This is a genomic window from Streptomyces sp. NPDC056486, assembly GCF_042795295.1.
Classification (GTDB): domain Bacteria; phylum Actinomycetota; class Actinomycetes; order Streptomycetales; family Streptomycetaceae; genus Streptomyces.
Genome location: NZ_JBHTSF010000002.1, coordinates 40,881 through 62,100, shown reverse-complemented (window position 1 = coordinate 62,100; position 21,220 = coordinate 40,881). Strand labels below are relative to the sequence as shown.

The following is a 21,220-nucleotide window of genomic DNA, read 5'->3' as shown; positions in this document are numbered from 1 at the left end:
GGGTGGTGCGGAAACCGCTTTCAGAAAGCGCTTTCTGATAAGGTGTCCGCCACGCTAATGACTGGCTGACCGCAGGGTCAATAGGTCGGCTCGAAGTTTCGCGGCGCGAGACGAAGGGGGCGCGGTGCGGGTGCTGGGGCGCGAGCAGGAACCCGGAGCAGGGCGGTCCCGTGAGAAGAAATCCGGAACGGGGCGGGGGTACGAGGGGTTGGCCGCCGCCGGATCGGGGAGAGCGGGCTCGGGGCAGACCGGCTCGGGACAGACCGGCTCCCGGATGACCAGCTCGGGACAATCCCGTGAGCAGCGATCCGCGCCCGGGCGCGGTCGTGAACGCGGGCCTCATGTCACTCTGCACGCGGTGGCCCGCACCGCCGGGGTCTCCCCGGCCACCGCGTCGCGGGCTCTGAACGGCACGACCCGCGTCCGCGAGGACCTGCGGCGGCGGGTGCTCGAAGCGGCGGAGCAGCTGGGGTACATCCCCAACGCCCATGCGCAGGCGCTCGCCAGCTCATCGAACAACACGGTCGGCGTCATCTGCCACGACGTCGGCGACCCCTACTTCGCGGCGATCGCGAGCGGGGTGATGGCGGCGGCGGCCGAGCAGGATGTACTGGTCATGCTGGCCAGCACGTTCCGTGCCCCGGCACAGGAGATCGCGTACGTCTCGATGCTGCGGGCGCAGCGGGCCCGCGCGATCCTGCTCATCGGCTCGGGCTTCCAGGACCCCGCGTGGGAACGGGCGTTGGAGGCGGAGTTCGCTCCCTACATACGTGACGGGGGCCGCGTCGCCGTGGTCAGCCGGCACCGCAGTCTGCGCGTGGACACGGTGCAGCCCGAGAACCGGGCGGGGGCGGGGGCCCTGGCGCGGGCGCTGCTCTCCCTGGGCCACCGGGAGTTCGCCGTCCTGACCGGCCCCGAACGGCTCACCACCGTCGCGGACCGTCTGGCCGGGTTCCGCGCGGCGCTGGCCGACGCGGGGGTCGCCCTGCCCCCGGAACGGATCGTGGAGGGTGCCTTCACCCGCGACGGGGGGCACGCGGCGGCGGTCGAACTGCTGCGCCGGGGGCAGCGGCCGACGTGCGTCTTCGCGGTGACGGACGTGATGGCCGTGGGGGCGCTGGGTGCGCTGCGGGAGCGGGGTCTTCGGGTGCCGGACGACGTGTCGCTCGCGGGCTTCGACGACATCCCCCTGGTCGGGGAACTGACCCCGCCGCTGACCACGGTGGCGCTGCCGCTGACGCGGATGGGTCGGGATGTGCTCGCCCTGGCGCTTCGCGAACGGGGCACGAGGTCACGGGTGGAACGGGTGAGGGGCGAGGTGGTGCTGCGGGCCAGCACGGGGCGGCCCTCGGCCTGAACAGCCAGGGACCTTCCGCGCCACGCCGGTCAGCCGCGAGCAGGGCGTCGGGGCACGGATCGAGCGGGTGCAGGGCAAGGTGGCGCTGCGGCGGCCCCCAGCCTGACGCGGCCCGCGACAGCCATGATGGGCCCAACTCGGCACTCCCGTCGGCCGCGAGCGGGCGCGGGGCACGGGTGGAACGGGTGCGGGGCGAGGTGGCACTGCGGGGCGGCCCTCGGACTGAGGGCTCACGGCGGCCAGTAGTTACTGCCACCGGGCCGCCGCCTGCCAGGGCTCCGCTCCCGGCTTCCGGCGGATTCAACCCCACCCGGCCATCCGATGGCCCGGCAGTATGGGTTCCGAGGTCGACGCCTTGCGCAGGTGGTCGGCCAGCGCCTCTGTCGCCGGGGACGCGGGGTCGTTCTTGGCGCCCCATGCCAGTAGGTGGTGGCGCCGGGCCCAGGGGTCCTGCAGGTCGCATACGTCCAGGGGCTGGGTGGGGTCGATCACGCGGCGCGGGACGATCGCGAGGCCGACGCCCGCGGCGGCCAGGGCGACCAGGACGTTGAGGTTGGCGACGGTGGTGCGGTAGCGGACCACCGGTGCGTGGGGGCCCACGTGTCTCTCGATCCAGCGACGCAGCGAGGCGTCGGCGTCGAGCCCGACGAGCGGGTGTTCGGCGGCCTCGCTGTAGGTCAACGACGTACGGCCCGCGAGGATCCCTCCGGCCTGGCCGACCACGACGAGGGAGTCGTCGCCGAGGGGCTCCATGGCGAGACCGCAGTCGCGTGCCTCGTCGTCGAGAACGATGCCCAGGTCCGCCTCGCCGTCGACGAGCATCCGCACGATCTGCGGGGTGCGCCTCTCGGAGACCCGGACGTCGACGTCCGGGTGCGCGCGGAGGAACGACACCAGGGCCTGCGGCACGAGTCGGTGCACCGCGGAACCGCCGCCCAGCAGGGTCAGCGGCGCGGTCGGGGACCGCGTATAACTCGCGACGGCGCTTTCGAGCCTGACGGTCTGGGCGAGGACCTCGCGCGCGTGCCGGGCCAGTGTGGTCCCCGCCGGGGTGGGGCGCACGCCCCTCCTGCCGCGGATCAGGAGAGCCACGCCGGCCTGCTGCTCAAGGGAGCGGACCCTGGCGCTGGCCGAAGGCAGGCTCAGATGCATCCGGCGGGCGCCCGCCGTGATCGACCCCTCCGTCACGGTGTCGAGGAAGAGCCGCAGATCGTCCAGGTCGTAGCGCACCTCATGAGCCTATGGCACAGCCTTAGGCTGGGTACACCGATTACGCATTGTGGACCCACCCGTCACGGGGCGATGCTCGCCGGGTGTCCGAGATTCTGCTCGTCCTGATAGCAGGCATCGCCGCCGGAGCGCTGAACTCCGTCGGCGGCGGAGGCACGTTCGTGGCGCTGCCCGCTCTGGTCGCGGTCGGCCTGTCCCCGGTGACGGCGAACGCGTCGTCGACGATCGCCCTGGTGCCGGGAGCCGTGGCCAGCGGATGGGTCTACCGGCGTGAACTCGCCCCGCTCGGGGCGACGTCGACGACGTCCCTGACGGCGGTCAGCGTGGTCGGGGGCGGCATCGGCGCCGCCCTGCTCCTCACCCTCCCCGCGGCCTCGTTCGACGCCGCCGTGCCGTGGCTGCTCGCCTTCGCCACGGCGGTCCTCGCCTTCGGCCGCCGCCTTTCCCGCGCGGTCAGCAGCGCGCTCGGCCGCCGGCTCGACATGAGTCCGCGAGCCGTCCTGGTCGGCCAGTTCCTGCTCGCGCTGTACGGCGGATACTTCGGCGGTGCCGTAGGCATCATGATGTTCGCCCTGTGGGGCATCGGCCTCGGTCTCGACGCCGCCGTCAGCAATCCGATGCGGGTCACCCAGATCGCGGCCATCAATCTCAGCGCGGCCGCACTGCTCCTCGTCGCATCGGACGCGCTGAACGCTCCGCTCGTCCTCGCCGCGATGTTCGTCGGCGCGCTGGCCGGTGGCTTCAGCGGCGCGCACTTCGCACGCCGTCTCTCCGCCCGGGTGCTGCGGAGCATCATCCTGACCACGGCCGTGACGATGACCGTCCTCTACTTCGTACGCGGCTGAGGCCGACCGGCATGGCGATCGAGGACTCCGATGCCGCCGCGTCGCCGTACACGGACGCGGCACGAGCACGGTTGGCGATGGCCCACGAGGCGTGCGAACTGGCCGGCCTCGCGCGCGCCGCCGTACCGATCGGCGAGCACGAGCTGCACCCCGACGGCACCGCCCGCTCCCCCGGCTCCGTGCTGGCCGACGCCGCCGGTGTCCTCAGAGCGGCGCACCGGTTCTTCGAGGCCGCCGCCGTGAGCGAGCGTCTCGGCGGCGCGAGTTGGCAGCTCATCGGCGACGTTCTGGGTGTGGAGGCGCAGAGCGCGCGAGCACGCTTCGCCGCGGCCGAGTCCTGTTTCCGGGAGGAACTCCAGAAGGCCGGTGCCGTCGGAGGCGCCGGCGATGCGGGCTGGTGGCGGGCCTACACGGCGGGCAACCCGCTGGAGGCGGCGCGCGACCTCGACGACTGGGTCCTGCGCCACGAGGACGGGGACGGCGATCTCGGCGCCGCACCGGTCTCCGGCGGCCTGGTACGGCGGGATCCAGGCAGCAAGCAGAGGGATCCCGATAGCAAATAGGGCCTCCCGAACGGCAGCTGAGGCGCGCCACGGATGAGAACCGGCCCCCGCACTCCCGGCGCGTCCCGCCCCACCGCGCGTCCCCCCAACGGATGTGCCGACGGGGAGAGTTGTTGCCACCTGGGTCGACGTCCGTGTGGGTGACCGCCACACGTCCCGGTAATTGAGGGGTAAATAGCAGCCGAAATCAGCCCGTATCCGTAATCGGTATCACCTCCTAATCTGTGAGGCGCACACGCGAGGGGATCACTGTCCGTCTTCCACGGAGGTTGACAAATGTCTGCGTTGTCCGAGGGGATCTACCTGCTCAAGAACGAGGAGAGCGGCCTGTACGCGGGAGTGCAGGGGGCCAAGACCGCACAGAGCGTACCGATCGTGCAGCAGGAGTTGCACCCGCAAGGGACCGCCCGGCACAGTCAGTTGTGGCATCTGCGGCCCAATGCGGCCAGGGAGGACGCCTGGACGCTGCAGAGCGTCCACAGCACCTTGCGCATGGACATCATGACCGGCCGCGGGCGCGCGGGCTCGCCGGTGCAGCAGTGCCCGGCGGAGACCCGGCAGGATCTGCTGATGTCCCAGCTGTGGCAGCCGGTGGAGGTCGGCGACGACCGGTACACGCTGGTCAACGTCAACAGCGGCCATTTACTGTCCGTCCGCGACGACAGCAGCACGCCGGACGCACCCCTGGAGCAGGCGGCCAAGCCCGCCTTGGGGCCCCGCACAGCCCAGCAGTGGATCCTCGAACGGGTGCCGGGTCGGGGCGAGGCCAAGGGGTTCGACGCGCTGACGGCCACCGTGGTCTCCTCCAGCGGAGGCGTCCTGGGTACGGTACTGGGCTCCCTGAGTGGCGCGACCAAGCAGGCGCTCGACGCGGGCGGCGGGATCTTCGAGTCGGCGGCGAAGGCGATTCCGGACAGCGACACGCCCTACGTGCGCTTCGACGGCTTCCGCGGGGACGAGTTCATCCGCTTCTCCAAGCGGCGCGGCATCGAGGCGGGGCCGAGGAAGATCGCCGATCAGTTCCCGCACCTGCCCAAGCCGTTCAGCGACGGCTTCGAGGCCGTCGGCCCGGCCGCCAGGCACAGCGGCCACACCTACCTGGGCTTCATGCGGGACCAGGCCGTCGAGTTCTCCGACAAGAGCCATGGGCCCGTCCACGACGCGGAGCACATCCTGCACCCCGAACTCCTGCAGGCGGTCGGCGAACTGTGCGATGTCACCGGCTTCGGCAGCGACGGCGGGAGGCTTCTGGTCTTCGGCCGCAAGGACAGTTGCACCGTGGACCCCGCGGAGGTCCACCTGAGGCGTGGCTCCTACCACCAGCAGTTCCTGCTGACGGCCGCACCTGAGGCCTTCGGTTTCGGCCCGGACGCGGCGAGCACGGCCGTCGCCGACTCCACGGCCCACTACTTCCTCACCAAGGGCGACGAGTTCGTCGTCGTCTCCGAGGACAAGCTCATTCAGGGTCCGGCCAGGCTCACCGACGTCTACCCGTTCCTGGACGGCCTCTGGATGTAACCGCCGTCCCGCCGGCGTCCGTACCCGGCCCTGTCCCGTCGGGGCGCACCGCCGACGGGGCCGGGTCGCGGGCCTGGCCCTAGCCCGCCGCTTCCCCCAGCGCGTCGAGCACCGGGCGGATCAGCGGATGTTCCTCCGCTCCGCACCGCACCGCCGCGAACACCCGGCGGGTGGGAGCGACGCCCTCCACCGGGCGGATCACCACCCCCGATACGTCCATGCCGCGCAGCGCCGACCGAGGCACCAGGGCCACACCCATGCCCGCCGAAGCAAGGGCGACCACCGCCCGGAAATCGTCCGACCAGTGTTCGAGCAGGGGCTGGAAGCCCGCGGCCTCGCAGGCGAGTATCACCACGTCATGGCAGGGGTTCCCCGCGAAGGGCCCGATCCACGCGTCCTTGGCGAGCTCCGCGAGCGGTACGCGCTCCACCGCGGCGAGGCGATGCGTCTCGGGGAGGACCGCGTCGAACGGCTCGACGTACAGCGGGACCCGCGTGAGGCGCGGATCGTCCGCGCCCGGCGCGCCCCGGTACTCCACCGCCACGGCGACATCCACCTGCCGGTCGAGCACCATCGGCAGGCTCGCGTCGCCCTCCGCGTCCTGGACCCGCACCCGTATCCCGGGGGCGCCGGACGCAAGACGGGCGAGGGCGGGACCGACCACCAGGGCGATGCCCGTGGCGAAGGACGCCACGGTCACCGTCCCGGCCTCGCCCGAGTCGTAGGCGGCCAGCTCCGCCTCGGCCCGTTCCAGCTGGGCGAGGACCGCGTTCGTGTGGGAGAGCAGGATCTCGCCCGCCGGGGTGAGACGGACCCCGCGGGCGCCCCGCTCGACCAGGCGGTGGCCGGTCTCCTGCTCCAGGGCGGTCAGCTGCTGGGAGACCGCGGAAGGCGTGAGGTAGAGCGCGGCGGCAGCGGCCGTCACCGTGCGGTGGTCGGCCACCGCACGGAGGATGTGCAGCCGCCGCGCTTCGATCATGGGGTCGATTGTCCCAAACCGCGGACCTCACCGACACCAGCGGTCCGGCCAAGCCCCTGGGGCGCTCGTGGGCGCGCTCAGGCACCCGTGGGCACTCAGGCGCCCGAAGCGTCCAGCTCCGCCCGCGCCGCGACGAAGGCGTCCACGGCACGGTTCACGTCATCCGTGGAGTGCGCGGCCGACAGCTGGACGCGGATGCGGGCAGCGCCCTGCGGCACCACGGGGTACGAGAAGCCGATCACGTACACGCCGCGCTCCAGGAGCAGCTCGGCCATCCGTCCCGCGACCGAGGCGTCGCCGATCATCACCGGGGCGATCGCGTGGTCGCCCGGCAGGATGTCGAAGCCCTCTTCCGTCATCCGCGAGCGGAAGAGCGCCGTGTTCGCGGCGAGCCGTTCCCGCAGGTCGCCCGCGGACTCCAGGAGGTCGATGACCTTCAGCGAGGCCGCCGCGATCACCGGGGCGAGGGTGTTCGAGAAGAGGTACGGGCGCGAGCGCTGGCGAAGGAGCGCGACGATCTCCGCGCGCGCCGCCACGTAGCCGCCGGAGGCACCGCCGAGCGCCTTGCCGAGGGTGCCCGTGATGATGTCGACGCGGTCCATGACGCCGTGCAGCTCGGGTGTGCCGCGTCCGCCGGGGCCCACGAAGCCGACGGCGTGCGAGTCGTCGACCATCACCATGGCGTCGTAGCGCTCGGCGAGGTCGCAGATCTCCCGCAGCGGGGCGACGTACCCGTCCATGGAGAAGACGCCGTCGGTGACGACCAGCTTGCGGCGTGCGCCGCCCTCGGAAGCCTCCTTCAACTGCTGCTCCAGGTCCGCCATGTCGCGGTTGGCGTAGCGGAAGCGGCGGGCCTTGGAGAGCCGGATGCCGTCGATGATCGACGCGTGGTTGAGGGCGTCCGAGATCACCGCGTCCTCGGCGCCGAGCAGCGTCTCGAAGACTCCGCCGTTGGCGTCGAAGCAGGACGAGTAGAGGATCGTGTCCTCCTGGCCCAGGAACCCGGACAGGCGCCCCTCCAGCTCCTTGTGCACCTCCTGCGTACCGCAGATGAAGCGCACGGACGCCATGCCGTAGCCCCAGCGGTCCAGGGCCTCGTGCGCGGCGGCGGTCACCTCGGGGTGGTCGGCGAGGCCGAGGTAGTTGTTCGCGCAGAAGTTCAGCACCTCGCCGGGGCGGCCCCCCGCGGTGACGGAGACCGTGGCGGACTGCGGGGTGCCGATGACGCGCTCGGGCTTGTGCAGGCCCGCGGCGCGGATCTCGTCGAGGGTGGTGCGCAGGTCGTCGCGTACGGAGTCGAACATGCTTGATTCCTTCAGCAGCTGAGGCGGTCGGGACGGCAGGGACGGTCGGGTTTCAGGAGGTCCAGTCGAGGATGATCTTGCCGCCGCGGCCGCTCGCCGCGTCGTCGAAGGCCGCCTCGAAGTCACGGTGGCCGTAGCGGCCCGTGATCACGGGGGCGAGGTCGAGGCCGCCTTCGAGCAGCACCGACATGGAATACCAGGTCTCGAACATCTCGCGGCCGTAGATGCCCTTGATCGTGATCATGGAGGTGACGATCCGGGACCAGTCGACGGCGAATTCCTCGGCCGGCAGACCGAGCATGGCGATCTTGCCGCCGTGCGTCATGTTGGCGAGCATGTCGCGCATCGCGACGGGGTTGCCGGACATCTCCAGGCCGACGTCGAAGCCCTCACGCAGGCCCAGTTCGCGCTGGCCGTCGGCGATCGAGGTCTCGGCGACGTTCAGCGCCAGGCTCGCGCCGACCTTGCGGGCGAGCTCGAGGCGCTCCTCGCTGACGTCCGTGACGACGACGTTGCGGGCGCCCGCGTGGCGAGCCACGGCCACCGCCATCAGGCCGATCGGCCCCGCCCCGGTGATCAGTACGTCCTCGCCGACCAGCGGGAAGGACAGTGCGGTGTGCACCGCGTTGCCGAACGGGTCGAAGATCGCGGCCACGTCGAGGTCCACGGGGACGCGGTGCACCCACACATTGGCGGCGGGCAGCGCGACGAACTCCGCGAACGCCCCGTCCCTGCCGACGCCCAGGCCCACCGTCGCGCGGCACAGGTGGCGGCGGCCCGCCTGGCAGTTGCGGCACTTGCCGCAGACCAGGTGGCCCTCGCCGCTGACCCGGTCGCCGATCTTGATGTCCGCGACGTCACGCCCGGTCCCGACGACCTCGCCGACGAACTCGTGCCCGACGACGAGCGGCGCCTCGATCGCCTGCTGCGCCCAGCCGTCCCAGGCCCGGATGTGCAGATCGGTGCCGCAGATCCCGGTGCGCAGCACCTTGATCAGGACGTCTCCGTTGCCGATCACCGGCTCCGGCACGTCCATCAGCCGGAGACCCGGCTCCGCTTTCTCCTTGACCAGCGCCTTCAACGCAGCGGCTCCTGTCGTACGTCGCTTGTTCCACCGACGACACAGGAATCTTCCCTACGGCGGCGCCCCGGTCCATCGAGGATTTCTTAAGCGCCGCCGCAGCTTTCCTTCAGGCCCCTCGTTCAGGCCCGGGTCTGACCCCCCTCGAAGTACGCGATGAGTTCCGGATCGAGGACCGGCACCTCCCGCGGCGTACCCCCGTCCCGCAGCGACTGCGTCGCGCGCACGCCCGCCGCGACGGCCATCCGGGCGGCGACCGGAGAGGTGTCGGTGCGCCCTCCCTCGCGTGCGAAACGGACGAACTCCTCGATGAGCAGCGGGTCGGATCCGCCGTGCCCGCCCTCGTCCTCGGCATCCGGCACCGGGTACTCGGCGTCGGCGTCGGGGCGGTAGGTCGAGCGCTTCGTGTTCCAGACCTTGACCACTCCCCCGGGGCCGTCGCCGAAGTTCTCCAGGCGGCCCGCGTCCCCGATGACGGTGTAGTTGCGCCAGTAGTCGGGCGTGAAGTGGCACTGCTGGTAGGAGGCGAGAACCCCGTTGTCGAGGCGCATGTTGACCAGGGAGACGTCCTCCACGTCGATCACCGGGTTGAGGTCGCGCTGGGTGTTCGGCGGCCAGTGGCCGTCCTCGGTGTACCAGTCGTCCGTCTTCGGCTCGCCCGGCTCGCGGCGGTGCGGATTGTCCCCGTAGACCATGAGGTCGCCGAGCGCCTGCACCTGGCGGGTGTAGCCGTCGGCGAGCCAGTGCAGGACATCGATGTCGTGGGCGGCCTTCTGGAGCAACAGGCCGGTGGTGTTCTGCCGTTCGGCGTGCCAGTCCTTGAAGTACCAGTCGCCTCCGTAGGCGACGAAGTGGCGCACCCAGACCGTCTTGACCTCGCCGATGTCACCGCGCCCGATGATGTCGCGCATCAGCCTGACCACGGGCATGTGGCGCATGTTGTGGCCTACGTAGAGGCGGGTTCCCGTCTCGTACGCGGTCCGCAGGATCTCGTCGCAGGCCTCGATGCCGATGTCGAGGGGCTTCTCCACGAAGACGGGCTTCTTCGCGCGCAGCGCCTCGCAGGCGAGCTGCGCGTGGGTGTGGTCGGGGGTGAGGATCACGACGGCGTCGATGTCCGGATCCTCGATGACCTTGCGGTGATCGGTGGATATCAGGGCGCCGGGGAAGGCCACGGCCGCCTCCGTCCGCGCGGTGACGTCGTGGTCGGCGAGCGCGGTGACGCGGTGGCCCTCGCCGGGCCGGTGTGCGGTGCGGGCCAGCGAACCGCGCAGGCCGTAGCCGAGGACGCCGAGACGGAGGTCGGTCATGGTGTGCCTTTCCGTACAGATATCTATGAGACTTCGGGTGTTGCCTACGTACGTGACGGATGGACGAGCACATGGGCGAGCGCCACGCGTCCCGTCCCGGAGAGCTTGATCCTTATGTATCCGGCTTCCGCGTCCGTGTCGAGGAGTGTGGGCTTTCGGGGACATCGGCGGTCCAGGTGACGGTGTGCCCGTCGCGCCCGGAGTCGGCCGCGCCCAGCTTCAGCGGCTCGCTCATCTCGTAGGGTCCGTCGGCGAGTTCGCCTCAACGCAGGACTTCATCGACAACGCCGTCGCGGCACGGGCGGTCCGGGTACTGCGAGCACGTACGGTTCGGATCCTGTTCTCAGGCATGGGGCCGCAACGTAGTAATCGCTTACTGCCAGCGTCAACACCCCAGATATAGCCGGTGAACCCACTGACACCCACCACATAGACCCACGCCGGACAGAAAGAACATAGAAAGATTCCCGGCCCTCTTGCGCGTCATAGCAACCGCTTACATGCTGTCGCGGGATCACTCAGGCACCCCACTCCACTCCACGCCACCCCATGCCCTGACGCCCCCGACGCCCCGACGCCTCACGGGAGTTCCCCATGCGCACGCCCCACTCCGGCTCCGCCCCCGGACCACGACGCCGCACGATCCTCGCCGCGAGCGCCGCATCCGCCTTCGTGCCGCTGGCCGCGGGCGGTACGGCCTGGAGCGCATCGGACGTGGACGCGGACCCGTACGACACGCTGCTCGCCCACGCGGCGGCCCAGCTCACCGGCGGCGCGTTCGACGCGACCGACCCGGACTTCGCGGCGGCGCTCAAGGTCCTGGACACCCAGGCGTCCGGCTGGTGGCGCGACTTGGACCGGTCCGCGGGGCGCAGCGCCCTGTGGGCCGACCTCTCCCCGGTGAAGGACCCGGGCAACTTCGGCCAGAGCTACACCCGCCTGCGCACGATAGCGACGGCCTGGGCCACGCCCGGCACCTCCCTCAGCGAGAGCGCCGAGGCGGCGGACGCCCTGCTCGACGCCCTGCGCTTCCTGCACGCCGGCGCCTACAACACCGGGCTCCCCGAGTCCGGCAACTGGTGGTTCTGGGAGATCGGCGCGCCCCGCGCCCTGATGGACACCTGCGTGCTGCTGCGGGAGAAGATCCCCGCGGCCGACCTGACGAAGTACGTCTCCACGGTGGCGAAGTTCTGCCCGGACCCGGACCGCCGCACCAACGCACCGACCCTGGCTGAGACGGGCGCCAACCGCGCCGACAAGGCCGTCATCGTGGCGCTGCGCGGACTTGTGGCGAAGGACGCGGCCACGCTGGCCCTTGCCCGCGACGGTCTGTCCGACGTCCGGGACAAGGGCAGGAACAGCCTGTTCACGTACGTCACTTCGGGCGACGGGTTCTACGAGGACGGGTCGTTCGTGCAGCACGGCTCCGTCGCGTACACGGGGACGTACGGCAGTGTCCTGCTCGGCAGCGCGGGACAGCTGATCGCGCTGCTCGCGGACTCCGAGTGGGCCGTCACCGACCCGAAGACGTCCGTTCTGTACGAGGCGGTGGACCGGACGTTCTCGCCGGTGGTCTTCGACGGTCTGATGATGGACGCGCTGCGCGGGCGCGCGACATCCCGCGAGAAGGCACCGGACCACAAGGACGGCGCGGCAGCCCTCACCAACATCCTGCAGCTGGCGGACGGAGCCCCGGCCGCGTACGCCGAACGCTGGCGCGCGCTGGCCAAAGGGTGGATCCGCCGCAACAAGACCCATCCGTACCTGAGCCTGGTGGGCGTCCCGGCACTCGCCCGCGCCAAGACCGTCCTCGACGATTCCGCCGTACCGGTCACCGACCGGCTCACCGGGCACTTCGCCTTCGCTGACATGGACCGGGTGGTGCACCGGCGCCCCGGCTGGGCGCTCACGCTCTCGCTCTCGTCGAAGCGCATCGCCGCGTACGAGGCGGGCAACGGCGAGAACCTGCACGGCTGGTACACCGGCGACGGCATGGCCTATCTCTACGACGGCGACGACCTGGGGCAGTTCGGGGACGGCTTCTGGGCGACGGTCGATCCGTACCGCCTGCCGGGCACCACCGTGGACACCCGTACGCGAGCCGACATCGGCTCGGGCGGTGGCACGGGGACCTACCTTCCGAAGAACGCCGTCGCGGGCGGTGCGGTGCTCGACGGCACGTACGGCGCCGCCGCGATGGAGCTCATGGCCGACGGCAGCACACTGCGGGCGAGGAAGGCGTGGTTCTTCCTCGACAACGCGGTCGTCGCCCTGGGCGCGGACATCACCGCGAGCGACGGCCGGACCGTCGAGACGGTCGTCGAGAACCGGAACCTGTACGAGGACGGGGCGCCGCGGCTCACGGTCGACGCCCGGCGCCAGCCCTCCCGCACGGGCTGGTCGGCGTCCCTGCCCGGCGCCCGCTGGGCCCATCTCGACGGTACCGGCGGCTATGTCTTCCCCGCGGGCCCCGATGACCGCTCCGAGCGCCCCGCCCGCCTGCACGCCCTGCGCGAGGAGCGGACCGGCACTTGGCGGGAGATCAACACCGGCGCGGACACCGGAGGCAGCACGAATCCGGTCACCCGCCGCTATCTGACCCTCTGGCTCGACCACGGCGTCTCCCCCGCCGCGTCCTCGTACGCCTATGTCCTCCTCCCCGGCGCGAGCGCCACCGCGACCGCCGCCTGGTCCCTCTCGCGGCCGGTCCGCGTCGTCGCCAACAACGCCACCGCGCAGGCCGTCGAGGCACGCCGCCACGGCCTCGTCGCCGCGCACTTCTGGCAGCCGGGCAGCGCGGCCGGGATGACGGCATCGGGCCCCTGCACCGTGCTCGCCCGACGCGGCGGCGACGGCATATCCCTTGCCGTGGCCGACCCGGGCCGCACGGGTACGACGGTCACCCTGGAACTGCCCTTCCCCGTACGGAAGGTGGTCCGCGCCGATGACACGGTCACCGTCACCCCGGGCCGCCGCGCGCTCGTCACCGTCCGCGTCGCGGGCTCGCGCGGCCATACGCACACCGCCCACCTGCGCTGATTCACCCATGCCGAAGAAGGGCGACGGTGTCGCCCTCCACCGTGCACGTGATGGACTCCCTCAACGCCGACGGCCGGACGGTGTCCTGGGACAGAACGACGAGCGTGACGTGGATGCCGGCGACGCCCGGATGCCCGGCGAAGGGGTATGAGTCAGGGCAGGAGCATGAGTCAGTGCGGGAGTCAGATCCCGCCGTCCTCCCGGCGGTGAATCTGCTCGATCAGCTCCGCCGCCATCGCCTTGATCGTCTCCAGACCCGCCCTGCCCCAGGGCCGGGGCTCGACGTCCACGACGCAGACCGTGCCGAGCGCGATGCCCGTGCGGTCGATGAGCGGCGCGCCCAGATAGGAGCGGATCCCGATCTCGTCGACCACCGGGTTCCCCGCGAAGCGCGGATAGTCGCGGACGTCCTCCAGGACCAGGGCCTTGCGCCGCACGACCACATGCGGGCAGTACCCGTGATCGCGCTCCATGTAGCGGCTCGCCGTACCGTCCGGGGTGTGCAGTCCCGCGAAGAACTGCCGTTCCTCGTCGATGAAGTTGACCATGGAGTACGGCGCGCCCGTGACCGCGGCGAGCCTGTCGGCGAAGGCGTCGAAGGCGAGGTCGGGACGGAGTCCTATGCCGAGCCTGTGCAACCGCCGCACCCGGCTCGGCGCCTCCTTGTCGACGGGAGTGAGCAGCAGGTGCGCGGTCGAGTCGTACATCAGGTGTGGGCTCCGTAGCTCGGGGCGGCCGGGGCGTGGGCGAGGAGGTGTTTGACGAGGGTGAGGAGGGTCGCGATGCCCGAGCTGGAGATCCGCGCGTCGCACCGCACGACGGGCACCTGCGGATGCAGGTCGATGGCGGAACGTACCTCTTCGGGCTCATAGCGGTGACCACCGTCGAATTCGTTGATGGCGACGATGAATCCCATGCCGCGCTGCTCGAAGAAGTCCACGGCCGCGAAGCAGTCCTCGAGACGGCGGGTGTCGGCGAGGACCACCGCGCCGAGCGCGCCTTCGGAGAGTTCGTCCCACATGAACCAGAAACGTTCCTGGCCGGGCGTTCCGAAGAGATAGAGCACATGCTCCGGATCGAGGGTGATGCGCCCGAAGTCCATGGCCACGGTCGTCGTGGTCTTGTTCTCGACACCCGACAGATCGTCGGTGCCCTCGCTGACCGTGGTGAGGAGCTCCTCCGTGCTCAGCGGCGAGATCTCGCTCACCGCGCCCACAAAGGTCGTCTTGCCGACCCCGAAGCCTCCTGCGACCAGGATCTTCAGGGCGGTGGGGAAGGGGTCAGAGCTGTCGTCGTAGTCCATCGAGCACTGCCTCCAACAGGGACCGGTCGGTGGGGTTGTGGTAGAAGTCCGGGGCTCTCAGGGTGAGCGCCCCGCAGTCGACGAGATCGGAGAGCAGCACCTTGGTCACGACCGCGGGCAGCTTCAGCTGCGCCGCGATCTCCGCGACCGATGTGGGTGCCGCGCAGAGCCCGAGCGCCGCCGAGTGCTCAGGGCCCAGGTAGCCGATGACCGATCCTCCGGTGGCCATCACCTGGGTCAGGAGGTCCAGTTGGGCGGTCGGACGGGTCCGTCCGTCACTGACCGTGTAGGGACGGACGAGCCGTCCGGCGGATTCGTCGAGCCATGGCCCGTCGTGCGGGGCCGCCACGCTCAATGCCTCATCGGAGCGGGTTCGCCGGCGAGCTGCCGGGGAGCCGTCATGAGGTAGGGGCGCACGCTCTTGACCAGCATCGCCATTTCGTAGCCGAGCACCGCCGCGTCCGCGTCGCGCCCGGCGAGCACCGCCAGACAGGTGCCCGAGCCCGCCGTCGAGACGAACAGGAGGGTGGAGTCGAGTTCCACGACGACCTGGCGCACGTCCCCGCCGTCGCCGAACCGGATGCCGGCACTGCGCCCCAGTGAGTAGAGCCCGGACGCGAGGGCCGCCATGTGGTCGGCGCTGTCCGGGTCGAGGCCGTGGACCGACTTCACGAGTCCGTCGGACGAGAGCAGGACCGCGCTGTGGGTGTGCGGCACGCGCTGTACGAGTCCGCTCATCAGCCAGTCGAGGTCGGATACCTGCCCGGTCGGCGCATCGCTGGCCATGGTGGATCGACTCCTTGGGGTACGAGGGTCTGCCGGGGCAGACGTGGGGCTTGCGGGGTGGTGCGGTTCAGCCACCCTGGTCGCCTCCGTCACGGGGGGCGTTGATGTCGGGTCCGGGCGCCGGGTCACGCATCTCCTGTGCGGCGGCGAGTCCGATGCCGCGCTGGAAGGCGGCCATCAGGCCCGGGTCGTGACCGATGTGGTGTTCGCTCTCCGGGCGGGGCGAAGGACCGTCCCGCAGCTGGGGCGCGATGTGTTCCTGGGCCCGCCGCTTGGGCAGCCGGGGCTTTCCCACCCGGCCGTGCACGGCGCCGTTGAGGGGTGTCGGCGCGGTCCCGGCGTGCTCGGCCGCTGCCTGCCGGTCTTCCGGCCGGATCCCCGGCACGGCTTCGGCCGGGGTCGGCCTGCCCTCCCTGCCCCGCACGGGCAGCGGGGCGGGCGCGGAGCCGTTCACCGCGGGAGCGTTCACCACGGGTTCCTGCGGCGCCCTCGGCGGCGCGTCCCGCTGCGGCTGCCGCACCGCGGGCACCGGTTCCGGGTGCGGCGCCACCGCGGGTACCTGTGCCACTTCTCGTACGCCGTCGGGGGCGACCGGCGGCGCGACCTGCGGGGCCCGCTGCGGTCGTCCCGCGGCGGCGGGCTCGTCCTGCGGCTCGGTGCCCAACAGGCCCTGCGGCAGGATCAGTACGGCCTGCACGCCTCCGTAGATGTTGGTCTGGAGGCGGACCGCGATGCCGTGTCTGCGGGCGAGCGCCGAGACCACGTAGAGGCCGATCCGCCCGTCCTGGAGGAGGCTCGCGACGTTGACCTGGTCGGGGTCGGTGAGCAGGTGGTTCATCTTGTTCTGCTCGGTCAGGGGCATGCCGAGCCCGCGGTCCTCGACCTCGACGGCGAGCCCGGCCGTCACCAGGTTGGCGCGCAGCAGGACCTGGGTGTGCGGGGCGGAGAACACCGTGGCGTTCTCGACGAGTTCGGCGAGGAGGTGGATGACGTCGGCGACGGCGTGACCGCGCAGGGTGCCGGCGATCGGCGGCACGAGCTTGACCCGTGAGTACTGCTCGACCTCCGCGATGGCCGAGCGGAGCACCTCGGTCATGGAGACCGGGTTGCTCCACTGGCGGCGCGAGATGGCGCCGCCGAGCACGGCGAGGTTCTCGGCGTGCCTGCGGATGCGGGTGGCCAGATGGTCGACGTGGAAGAGGCCCTTGAGGAGCTCCGGGTCCTCGACCTCGTTCTCCAGGTCGTCGAGGATCGAGATCTCGCGGTGCACGAGGGACTGCAGCCGCCGGGCCAGATTGACGAAGACCTCGACCTTCTGTTCGCTGCCCGCGTGGCTGGAGAGCTGCGAGGCCTGCACGACGGCGGTGACGGCGACGTCCTGGGCCCGGGAAAGTTCATCGGCCAGCAGCCCGAACTCGTCGCCGTCCTGTGCGGATCTGACCGGCGCCCGGCGCGGGGGCGGACCGTCGCCGCGGCGCAGCTTCTCGACGACTTCGCGCAGTTCGGCCTGTCCGCGCGCGGTGGTGCGTCGCAGGGTGCCGACGCGGTCGCGTACGGAGGTGGCGGTGCGGTCGGCGGCGACGGCGGCGATCACGACGCTGGCGAGGCTGATGGCCCCGGCGGCGGCGAGGATGACAAGGAGCGCGGGGTCGAGCGGGCCGGGGGCCGACCGGACGATGAAAAGGACGGCGGCACCGGCGCAGAGCACCACCGCGACGGCCGGAAGCACGGCGATGCGCAGGAGCTGGGGCCGTATCCGGGCCTCGGGCAGCAGTGTGGCGGATCGGCTCCCGGGCCTGCCGTGCCGACCGCCCTCACGGCGGTCTGCGCGGGCGGCCGGTGCACGAAGGTGAGACATCAGCGTCCTCGGTCAGGGTGCGGGCTCCGACGGGCGCGCGACGCGTGGCTTCGCGGCATCGCCGTACCGGTCGGGAGGGCACAGACGTGATCGCTGTCATGATCCCTGCGTCGACCGGCGGACACTCACGGTAGTCACCAACGCGTGAAGTGCGGGGGTCAGTTGCCAAAGTCCGGCACCCGGCGTCCCGCTCTGGTATGACACGTCGCACGGTCGTCCGAATACGGCCCTCGGACGCCAGTTCGCCGAATTCCGTTGAAAATCCGGTGTCCGCTGGACGAGAGTCCGTGGCATGGAATTCTTCTGCTACCACCGTGACCGGCCCGGCTCCCTCACGTTGCGCGAGGACCTCATCGAGGACCACTGGTCGTACATGGACCAGTACGCGAAGGAACTGATCGCACGCGGCCCGACGTTCGCCGCTGACGGCGAGACGCCAACCGGCAGCGTGCACATCGTCGACCTGCCGAACCCCGCCGCCGCCCGCGCGTTCGCCTTCGACGAGCCCAACTACCAGGCGGGTGCGTACCGGGACGTACTGCTGCGCAGGTGGCGCAACCTCCTCGGCCGCACCATGTGGGACTTCCCCGGTGGCAAAGAGGGTGGCAACCGGTATCTGGTCATCGGCCTCGGATCGGGAAAGCCGGCCGACCTCGACGTGCCGCCCGGCCGGGACGAACTGATCGCGTACGGGCCGCTCCTGTCCGACGACGACACCCTATGGCTGGGCACGGCCGCACTGGTCCGGTCCCCTGACCCGGACACCGCACGCGCCGTCCTGACCCCGGACCGGTACGCCGACATCGAGGTCCACGACTGGGAGTTCGGCGGGCGGCGGTGAACCGACAGGACGCCCGACGTTCCTGACGCGACCGAAATTCTCAATATGACATCCGGTACACCGGGATATCGCGGACAAAGGACAACTGCGAATCCGTATCAGTGAAATACCGGCAGAACCCTGAAGGCGATCTCCGATGTGCTGCAACATCCGTCATCACAACAGGTGATGGACGACGTGGACGTGCGGCGGTGCGGAGGACGCGGTTCTCTGCCCGGGTGCGGATACGTCAGGTGAAGCGAGGCATCAATGATGTCAGTGGAAAAGCTGCGGGGCGCAGGAAGCCAGCCGGGGTTCTTCCGGGAGTTGGTCGAATCCTCGCAGGACGCGATCCTCATGAAGACCCTCGACGGGGAGATCACCTTCTGGAACGCGGCAGCGCAACGGCTCTACGGATACACGTCCAAAGAGGCCATCGGCCACCACGTCGGCATGCTCATGCCACCCGATCTCAAGGACGAGGAAGCCTGCCTGCTCGAGCAGATCGCCCGCGGCGAGCGGATCGAGCACTACGAGACCCGCAGGACGACCAGCGGCGGCCGCGTCCTGGACATCGACGTGACCCTGTGGCCGATCCGCACGCACGACGGATCCATCACCGCCGTCTGCTCGCTCATGCGCGACATCACCGAACGCAAGACGGCCGAGGCGGAGCTCACCGAGTTGCACGCGCAGCAGCGGCAGATCTCGCTGGCCCTCAACCTGATGGGGAACGCCCGGCAGATTCCCGGTGCGCAGGCGGCCAGCCGCTATCTGCCGTCGACCCAGGGGCAGGGGGTCGGCGGGGACTGGTTCGACCTGATCGACCTGGGTGCCGGGCGGGTCGGGGTCTTCGTCGGGGACGTGATGGGGCGCGGTCTGAACGCGGCCGTGGTCATGGGGCAGTTGCGCTCGGCGGCCCGCGCCCTGGCCCTCGCGGGCCTCCCGCCGTGCGAAGTGATGCAGACACTCGACGCCTTCACCCGTGATCTGCCCGAGCCGTTCGTCACCTGCGTCTATCTGGAGGCAGACCCGGCCCAGGGCGAGATGACCGTATGTTCGGCCGGTCACCTGCCGGTTCTCCTCATCGAACCGGACGCGAGGGTCCGCGAGCTGCCGGTGCCGACCGGCATCCCCCTAGGGGTGGGCGGTGTGCCGCACCAGCAGGTCCGTCTGCCGCTGCGGGCCGGGACGATCCTGACCCTCTACACCGACGGTCTTGTGGAGACGTCGAGCAGCGACATCGACCTCCGCCTGAAGCTGGTGACCAGCATGCTGGAGGACGCCGTCGCCAGCGCCGGTGGCCTGGAGAGCGCCGCCGACCGCGTCCTGCACACGCTGCTTCCGGACACGAACACGTACGCCGACGACGTGACCCTGCTGCTCGTCAGTTTCCCCACGGCGCCGCTGGCCACCGCGGACACGGGCCTTGAGTGCGAGGCGGTCTCGATCCCGGCCGGACGACGGTTCCTGCGGGCGAAGCTCCAGGAGTGGGGGCTCACCGCACAGGCCGACACGGCGCTGCTGCTGGCCTCGGAACTCCTGACCAACGCGTTCCGCCATGCGCGGGGGCCCCTGAATCTGCGGGTATGGCACAGCGTCCGCGAACTGGGCGTGGAGATCACCGACCACAGCACGCCGCGGCCCCGGGCCCGGCTCGCCGAGAGCACGGAGGAGGACGGCCGCGGCCTGTGCCTGGTCGAAGCCCTCGCCGACGCCTGGGGCACCCGGCCCACCACCAGCGGAAAGACCGTCTGGTTCACCATGCTCATCGCGGCGGCGGGCCAGGGCGCCGGCCGGTCGGCCCTGACGCCCGCGCCCGGCTGACAGGGCCGACACGGCTCACACGGCTCCGGGTCGGTCAGCCGACGCGCGCCGCCTCGGGCTCCCCGGTGCCCTCCGTGCCCTCTGCACCGTCTGCGCCCTCCGGACGCTCACTGCGGTCGGCGGCCTCGGCTCGCTCGGTACCTGCGGCGATGTCCTCCGGACGGGTCCACCCGCCCTCCGGCTCGATCGCGACGCCGCGCCACCACGGCTGTGTGGGAGCGGAGTCCGACGCGGGCTCGAACGGCTCTCCCGGGACGGGCAGCGCGACCCTCGCCCCCGCGCGGCCCGCCGCGGCGAGTGTGCCCTCGCCCGGCGCGGACCACGGGTGCGGTGCGAGGTTGAACGTGCCCCAGTGGATCGGCAGCATCACACCGTCGGTCCGCCCGCCCTGGAGGTCCAGGTGCGCGCGCACCCCTTCCTCGGGCGTCATGTGGATGTCGGGCCAGAACTCGCTGTACGCGCCGATCTGGATCATCGTGACGTCGAACGGGCCGTGCTCCGCCCCGATGTCCTTGAAACCGCTGAAGTAGCCGGTGTCCCCGCTGTGGTAGATGCGGTGCTCGGATCCCGTGACGACCCAGGACGCCCAGAGGGTGTGCTGCTGGTTGCGCAGGCCGCGTCCGCAGAAGTGGCGCGCGGGCGTCGCCGTCAGGGTCAGGCCCGCCACCTTCGTGGCCTCGTTCCAGTCGAGCTCGCGCAGCCGGTCGGCGGGGACGCCCCAGCGCTCCAGATGGGCGCCGACGCCGAGCGGCACCGCGAACACCGTGTCCGTGCCGGCCAGGGCCCGGATGGTGGGCATGTCGAGGTGGTCGTAGTGATCGTGCGAGATCACCACGACGTCCACCGGGCCGAGCGCGGCGAGCGGCACCGGCACGGGGTGCAGCCGCTTGGGCCCGACCCAGGAGAAGGGAGAGCAGCGCTCACCCCAGACCGGGTCGAAGAGCACCCGCTGCCCGTCGATCTCGGCGAGCACGCTGGAGTGCCCCATCCAGGTGATCCGCAATCCGCTGACCGGAGGCTCGGCGAGGTCGGCGAGGGTCGTGGGATGCACGGGAACGGTGCCCGATGGGCCGCGCCGAATCCGCTCCTCCTTGCGGAAGTAGATCTTCGCGAACTCGAGCGAGGAACCGGTGGGCCGGGTCCGCGCCCCCTCGGGGTTCTGGAAGGACCCGTCGGCGAAGTTCGGTGATCTGTGGATCCTCGCGAGCCGCTCACCGGCCGGATCCGCACCGAAGGGGGCGGTCCTGAGCGAGCGGAGCCCAGAGCTCAGCGAACGGGACACAGCGCCTCCTGAAATGGGTAGGTCAGATCTCCATTATGTGCACCGCCTCCGGCAACGGTCGTCCGGAGGGGCCCGCACCGGCCACGTGCCCGCCCGTGCGTGATGTACTCATACTGAT

Annotated in this window: 18 protein-coding genes; 7 read left to right on the top strand and 11 right to left on the bottom strand. The window is 71.0% G+C overall.

Going from position 1 to position 21,220, the window contains the following annotated elements; all coding sequences use genetic code 11:
* Positions 1–358: 358 nt before the first annotated feature.
* Positions 359–1,357, top strand: coding sequence for a LacI family DNA-binding transcriptional regulator (locus ACFQ7F_RS01505; RefSeq protein ID WP_383264372.1), 999 nt, complete (start codon positions 359–361; stop codon positions 1,355–1,357).
* A gap of 300 nt (positions 1,358–1,657) precedes the next feature.
* Here ACFQ7F_RS01505 and ACFQ7F_RS01500 read toward each other — a convergent pair whose 3' ends face one another.
* The gene (locus ACFQ7F_RS01500) at positions 1,658–2,587 is read right to left on the bottom strand and encodes a LysR family transcriptional regulator (protein ID WP_383264370.1); all 930 of its coding nucleotides are present in this window, start codon (positions 2,585–2,587) and stop codon (positions 1,658–1,660) included.
* Between the two features lie 83 nt (positions 2,588–2,670).
* On the opposite strand from ACFQ7F_RS01500, the gene ACFQ7F_RS01495 reads away from it, so the two are divergent.
* The 3 genes from ACFQ7F_RS01495 to ACFQ7F_RS01485 all read left to right on the top strand — a co-directional run bounded on the left by ACFQ7F_RS01495 (position 2,671) and on the right by ACFQ7F_RS01485 (position 5,513).
* Positions 2,671–3,432, top strand: a complete 762-nt coding sequence (locus ACFQ7F_RS01495) for a sulfite exporter TauE/SafE family protein (protein ID WP_383264367.1) — start codon at positions 2,671–2,673, stop codon at positions 3,430–3,432.
* 11 nt (positions 3,433–3,443) lie between these two features.
* Complete coding sequence (locus ACFQ7F_RS01490) at positions 3,444–3,995, top strand: hypothetical protein (protein ID WP_383264365.1); 552 nt, start codon at positions 3,444–3,446, stop codon at positions 3,993–3,995.
* Positions 3,996–4,271: 276 nt separating this feature from the next.
* Positions 4,272–5,513 (top strand): RICIN domain-containing protein, encoded by a 1,242-nt coding sequence (locus ACFQ7F_RS01485; protein WP_383264363.1) that lies wholly within the window; start codon positions 4,272–4,274, stop codon positions 5,511–5,513.
* Positions 5,514–5,592: 79 nt separating this feature from the next.
* Here ACFQ7F_RS01485 and ACFQ7F_RS01480 read toward each other — a convergent pair whose 3' ends face one another.
* From ACFQ7F_RS01480 to ACFQ7F_RS01465, 4 genes are all read right to left on the bottom strand, one after another.
* Positions 5,593–6,492: a LysR family transcriptional regulator gene (locus ACFQ7F_RS01480; protein ID WP_383264361.1), complete on the bottom strand. Its 900-nt coding sequence runs from the start codon at positions 6,490–6,492 to the stop codon at positions 5,593–5,595.
* A gap of 95 nt (positions 6,493–6,587) precedes the next feature.
* The gene (locus ACFQ7F_RS01475; protein WP_383264359.1) at positions 6,588–7,796 is read right to left on the bottom strand and encodes a glycine C-acetyltransferase; all 1,209 of its coding nucleotides are present in this window, start codon (positions 7,794–7,796) and stop codon (positions 6,588–6,590) included.
* Positions 7,797–7,848: 52 nt separating this feature from the next.
* A complete protein-coding gene (gene tdh / locus ACFQ7F_RS01470; protein ID WP_383264357.1) occupies positions 7,849–8,877 on the bottom strand; it encodes an L-threonine 3-dehydrogenase in 1,029 nt (342 codons plus the stop codon).
* A 122-nt stretch (positions 8,878–8,999) separates the two neighbouring features.
* The gene (locus ACFQ7F_RS01465; protein ID WP_383264354.1) at positions 9,000–10,187 is read right to left on the bottom strand and encodes a Gfo/Idh/MocA family protein; all 1,188 of its coding nucleotides are present in this window, start codon (positions 10,185–10,187) and stop codon (positions 9,000–9,002) included.
* Positions 10,188–10,781: 594 nt separating this feature from the next.
* Here ACFQ7F_RS01465 and ACFQ7F_RS01460 point away from each other — a divergent pair.
* A complete protein-coding gene (locus ACFQ7F_RS01460; RefSeq protein WP_383264351.1) occupies positions 10,782–13,226 on the top strand; it encodes a polysaccharide lyase 8 family protein in 2,445 nt (814 codons plus the stop codon).
* A gap of 182 nt (positions 13,227–13,408) precedes the next feature.
* Here the strand turns inward: ACFQ7F_RS01460 and ACFQ7F_RS01455 are convergent, their stop codons facing one another.
* The 5 genes from ACFQ7F_RS01455 to ACFQ7F_RS01435 all read right to left on the bottom strand — a co-directional run bounded on the left by ACFQ7F_RS01455 (position 13,409) and on the right by ACFQ7F_RS01435 (position 17,173).
* Entirely contained in the window at positions 13,409–13,936 is a 528-nt protein-coding gene (locus tag ACFQ7F_RS01455; protein ID WP_383264836.1) for a GAF domain-containing protein, read from the bottom strand.
* Positions 13,933–14,529 (bottom strand): ATP/GTP-binding protein, encoded by a 597-nt coding sequence (locus ACFQ7F_RS01450; RefSeq protein ID WP_383264348.1) that lies wholly within the window; start codon positions 14,527–14,529, stop codon positions 13,933–13,935. The genes ACFQ7F_RS01455 and ACFQ7F_RS01450 overlap by 4 nt, the downstream gene beginning before the upstream one ends.
* Positions 14,507–14,878: a DUF742 domain-containing protein gene (locus tag ACFQ7F_RS01445; RefSeq protein ID WP_383264346.1), complete on the bottom strand. Its 372-nt coding sequence runs from the start codon at positions 14,876–14,878 to the stop codon at positions 14,507–14,509. The genes ACFQ7F_RS01450 and ACFQ7F_RS01445 overlap by 23 nt, the downstream gene beginning before the upstream one ends.
* A gap of 2 nt (positions 14,879–14,880) precedes the next feature.
* Positions 14,881–15,315 (bottom strand): roadblock/LC7 domain-containing protein, encoded by a 435-nt coding sequence (locus ACFQ7F_RS01440; RefSeq protein WP_365855210.1) that lies wholly within the window; start codon positions 15,313–15,315, stop codon positions 14,881–14,883.
* A gap of 67 nt (positions 15,316–15,382) precedes the next feature.
* Entirely contained in the window at positions 15,383–17,173 is a 1,791-nt protein-coding gene (locus ACFQ7F_RS01435; protein WP_383264344.1) for an ATP-binding protein, read from the bottom strand.
* 292 nt (positions 17,174–17,465) lie between these two features.
* Between ACFQ7F_RS01435 and ACFQ7F_RS01430 the strand changes: the two genes are divergently transcribed.
* Together ACFQ7F_RS01430 and ACFQ7F_RS01425 are read left to right on the top strand one after the other, a co-directional pair.
* On the top strand, positions 17,466–18,014 hold the full coding sequence (locus tag ACFQ7F_RS01430) for a YciI family protein (protein WP_383264342.1): 549 nt from the start codon (positions 17,466–17,468) through the stop codon (positions 18,012–18,014).
* Positions 18,015–18,263: 249 nt separating this feature from the next.
* On the top strand, positions 18,264–19,820 hold the full coding sequence (locus ACFQ7F_RS01425; protein WP_383264340.1) for a SpoIIE family protein phosphatase: 1,557 nt from the start codon (positions 18,264–18,266) through the stop codon (positions 19,818–19,820).
* A 34-nt stretch (positions 19,821–19,854) separates the two neighbouring features.
* On the opposite strand, the gene ACFQ7F_RS01420 is transcribed toward ACFQ7F_RS01425, so the two are convergent.
* Positions 19,855–21,102 carry an MBL fold metallo-hydrolase gene (locus ACFQ7F_RS01420; RefSeq protein WP_383264337.1) on the bottom strand — a complete coding sequence of 416 codons (1,248 nt, stop codon included), beginning with the start codon at positions 21,100–21,102 and terminating at the stop codon, positions 19,855–19,857.
* Between the last annotated feature and the right edge of the window lie 118 nt (positions 21,103–21,220).

What these genes read in the sequence shown, in the direction of transcription:
- ACFQ7F_RS01465 (WP_383264354.1), bottom strand. Translation starts at nt 10,187, where the DNA reads ATGACCGACCTCCGTCTCGGCGTCCTCGGCTACGGCCTGCGCGGTTCG.
- ACFQ7F_RS01425 (WP_383264340.1), top strand. Translation starts at nt 18,264, where the DNA reads ATGATGTCAGTGGAAAAGCTGCGGGGCGCAGGAAGCCAGCCGGGGTTC.
- ACFQ7F_RS01475 (WP_383264359.1), bottom strand. Translation starts at nt 7,796, where the DNA reads ATGTTCGACTCCGTACGCGACGACCTGCGCACCACCCTCGACGAGATC.
- ACFQ7F_RS01485 (WP_383264363.1), top strand. Translation starts at nt 4,272, where the DNA reads ATGTCTGCGTTGTCCGAGGGGATCTACCTGCTCAAGAACGAGGAGAGC.
- ACFQ7F_RS01490 (WP_383264365.1), top strand. Translation starts at nt 3,444, where the DNA reads ATGGCGATCGAGGACTCCGATGCCGCCGCGTCGCCGTACACGGACGCG.
- ACFQ7F_RS01450 (WP_383264348.1), bottom strand. Translation starts at nt 14,529, where the DNA reads ATGGACTACGACGACAGCTCTGACCCCTTCCCCACCGCCCTGAAGATC.
- ACFQ7F_RS01460 (WP_383264351.1), top strand. Translation starts at nt 10,782, where the DNA reads ATGCGCACGCCCCACTCCGGCTCCGCCCCCGGACCACGACGCCGCACG.
- ACFQ7F_RS01480 (WP_383264361.1), bottom strand. Translation starts at nt 6,492, where the DNA reads ATGATCGAAGCGCGGCGGCTGCACATCCTCCGTGCGGTGGCCGACCAC.
- ACFQ7F_RS01435 (WP_383264344.1), bottom strand. Translation starts at nt 17,173, where the DNA reads ATGTCTCACCTTCGTGCACCGGCCGCCCGCGCAGACCGCCGTGAGGGC.
- ACFQ7F_RS01430 (WP_383264342.1), top strand. Translation starts at nt 17,466, where the DNA reads ATGGAATTCTTCTGCTACCACCGTGACCGGCCCGGCTCCCTCACGTTG.
- ACFQ7F_RS01440 (WP_365855210.1), bottom strand. Translation starts at nt 15,315, where the DNA reads ATGGCCAGCGATGCGCCGACCGGGCAGGTATCCGACCTCGACTGGCTG.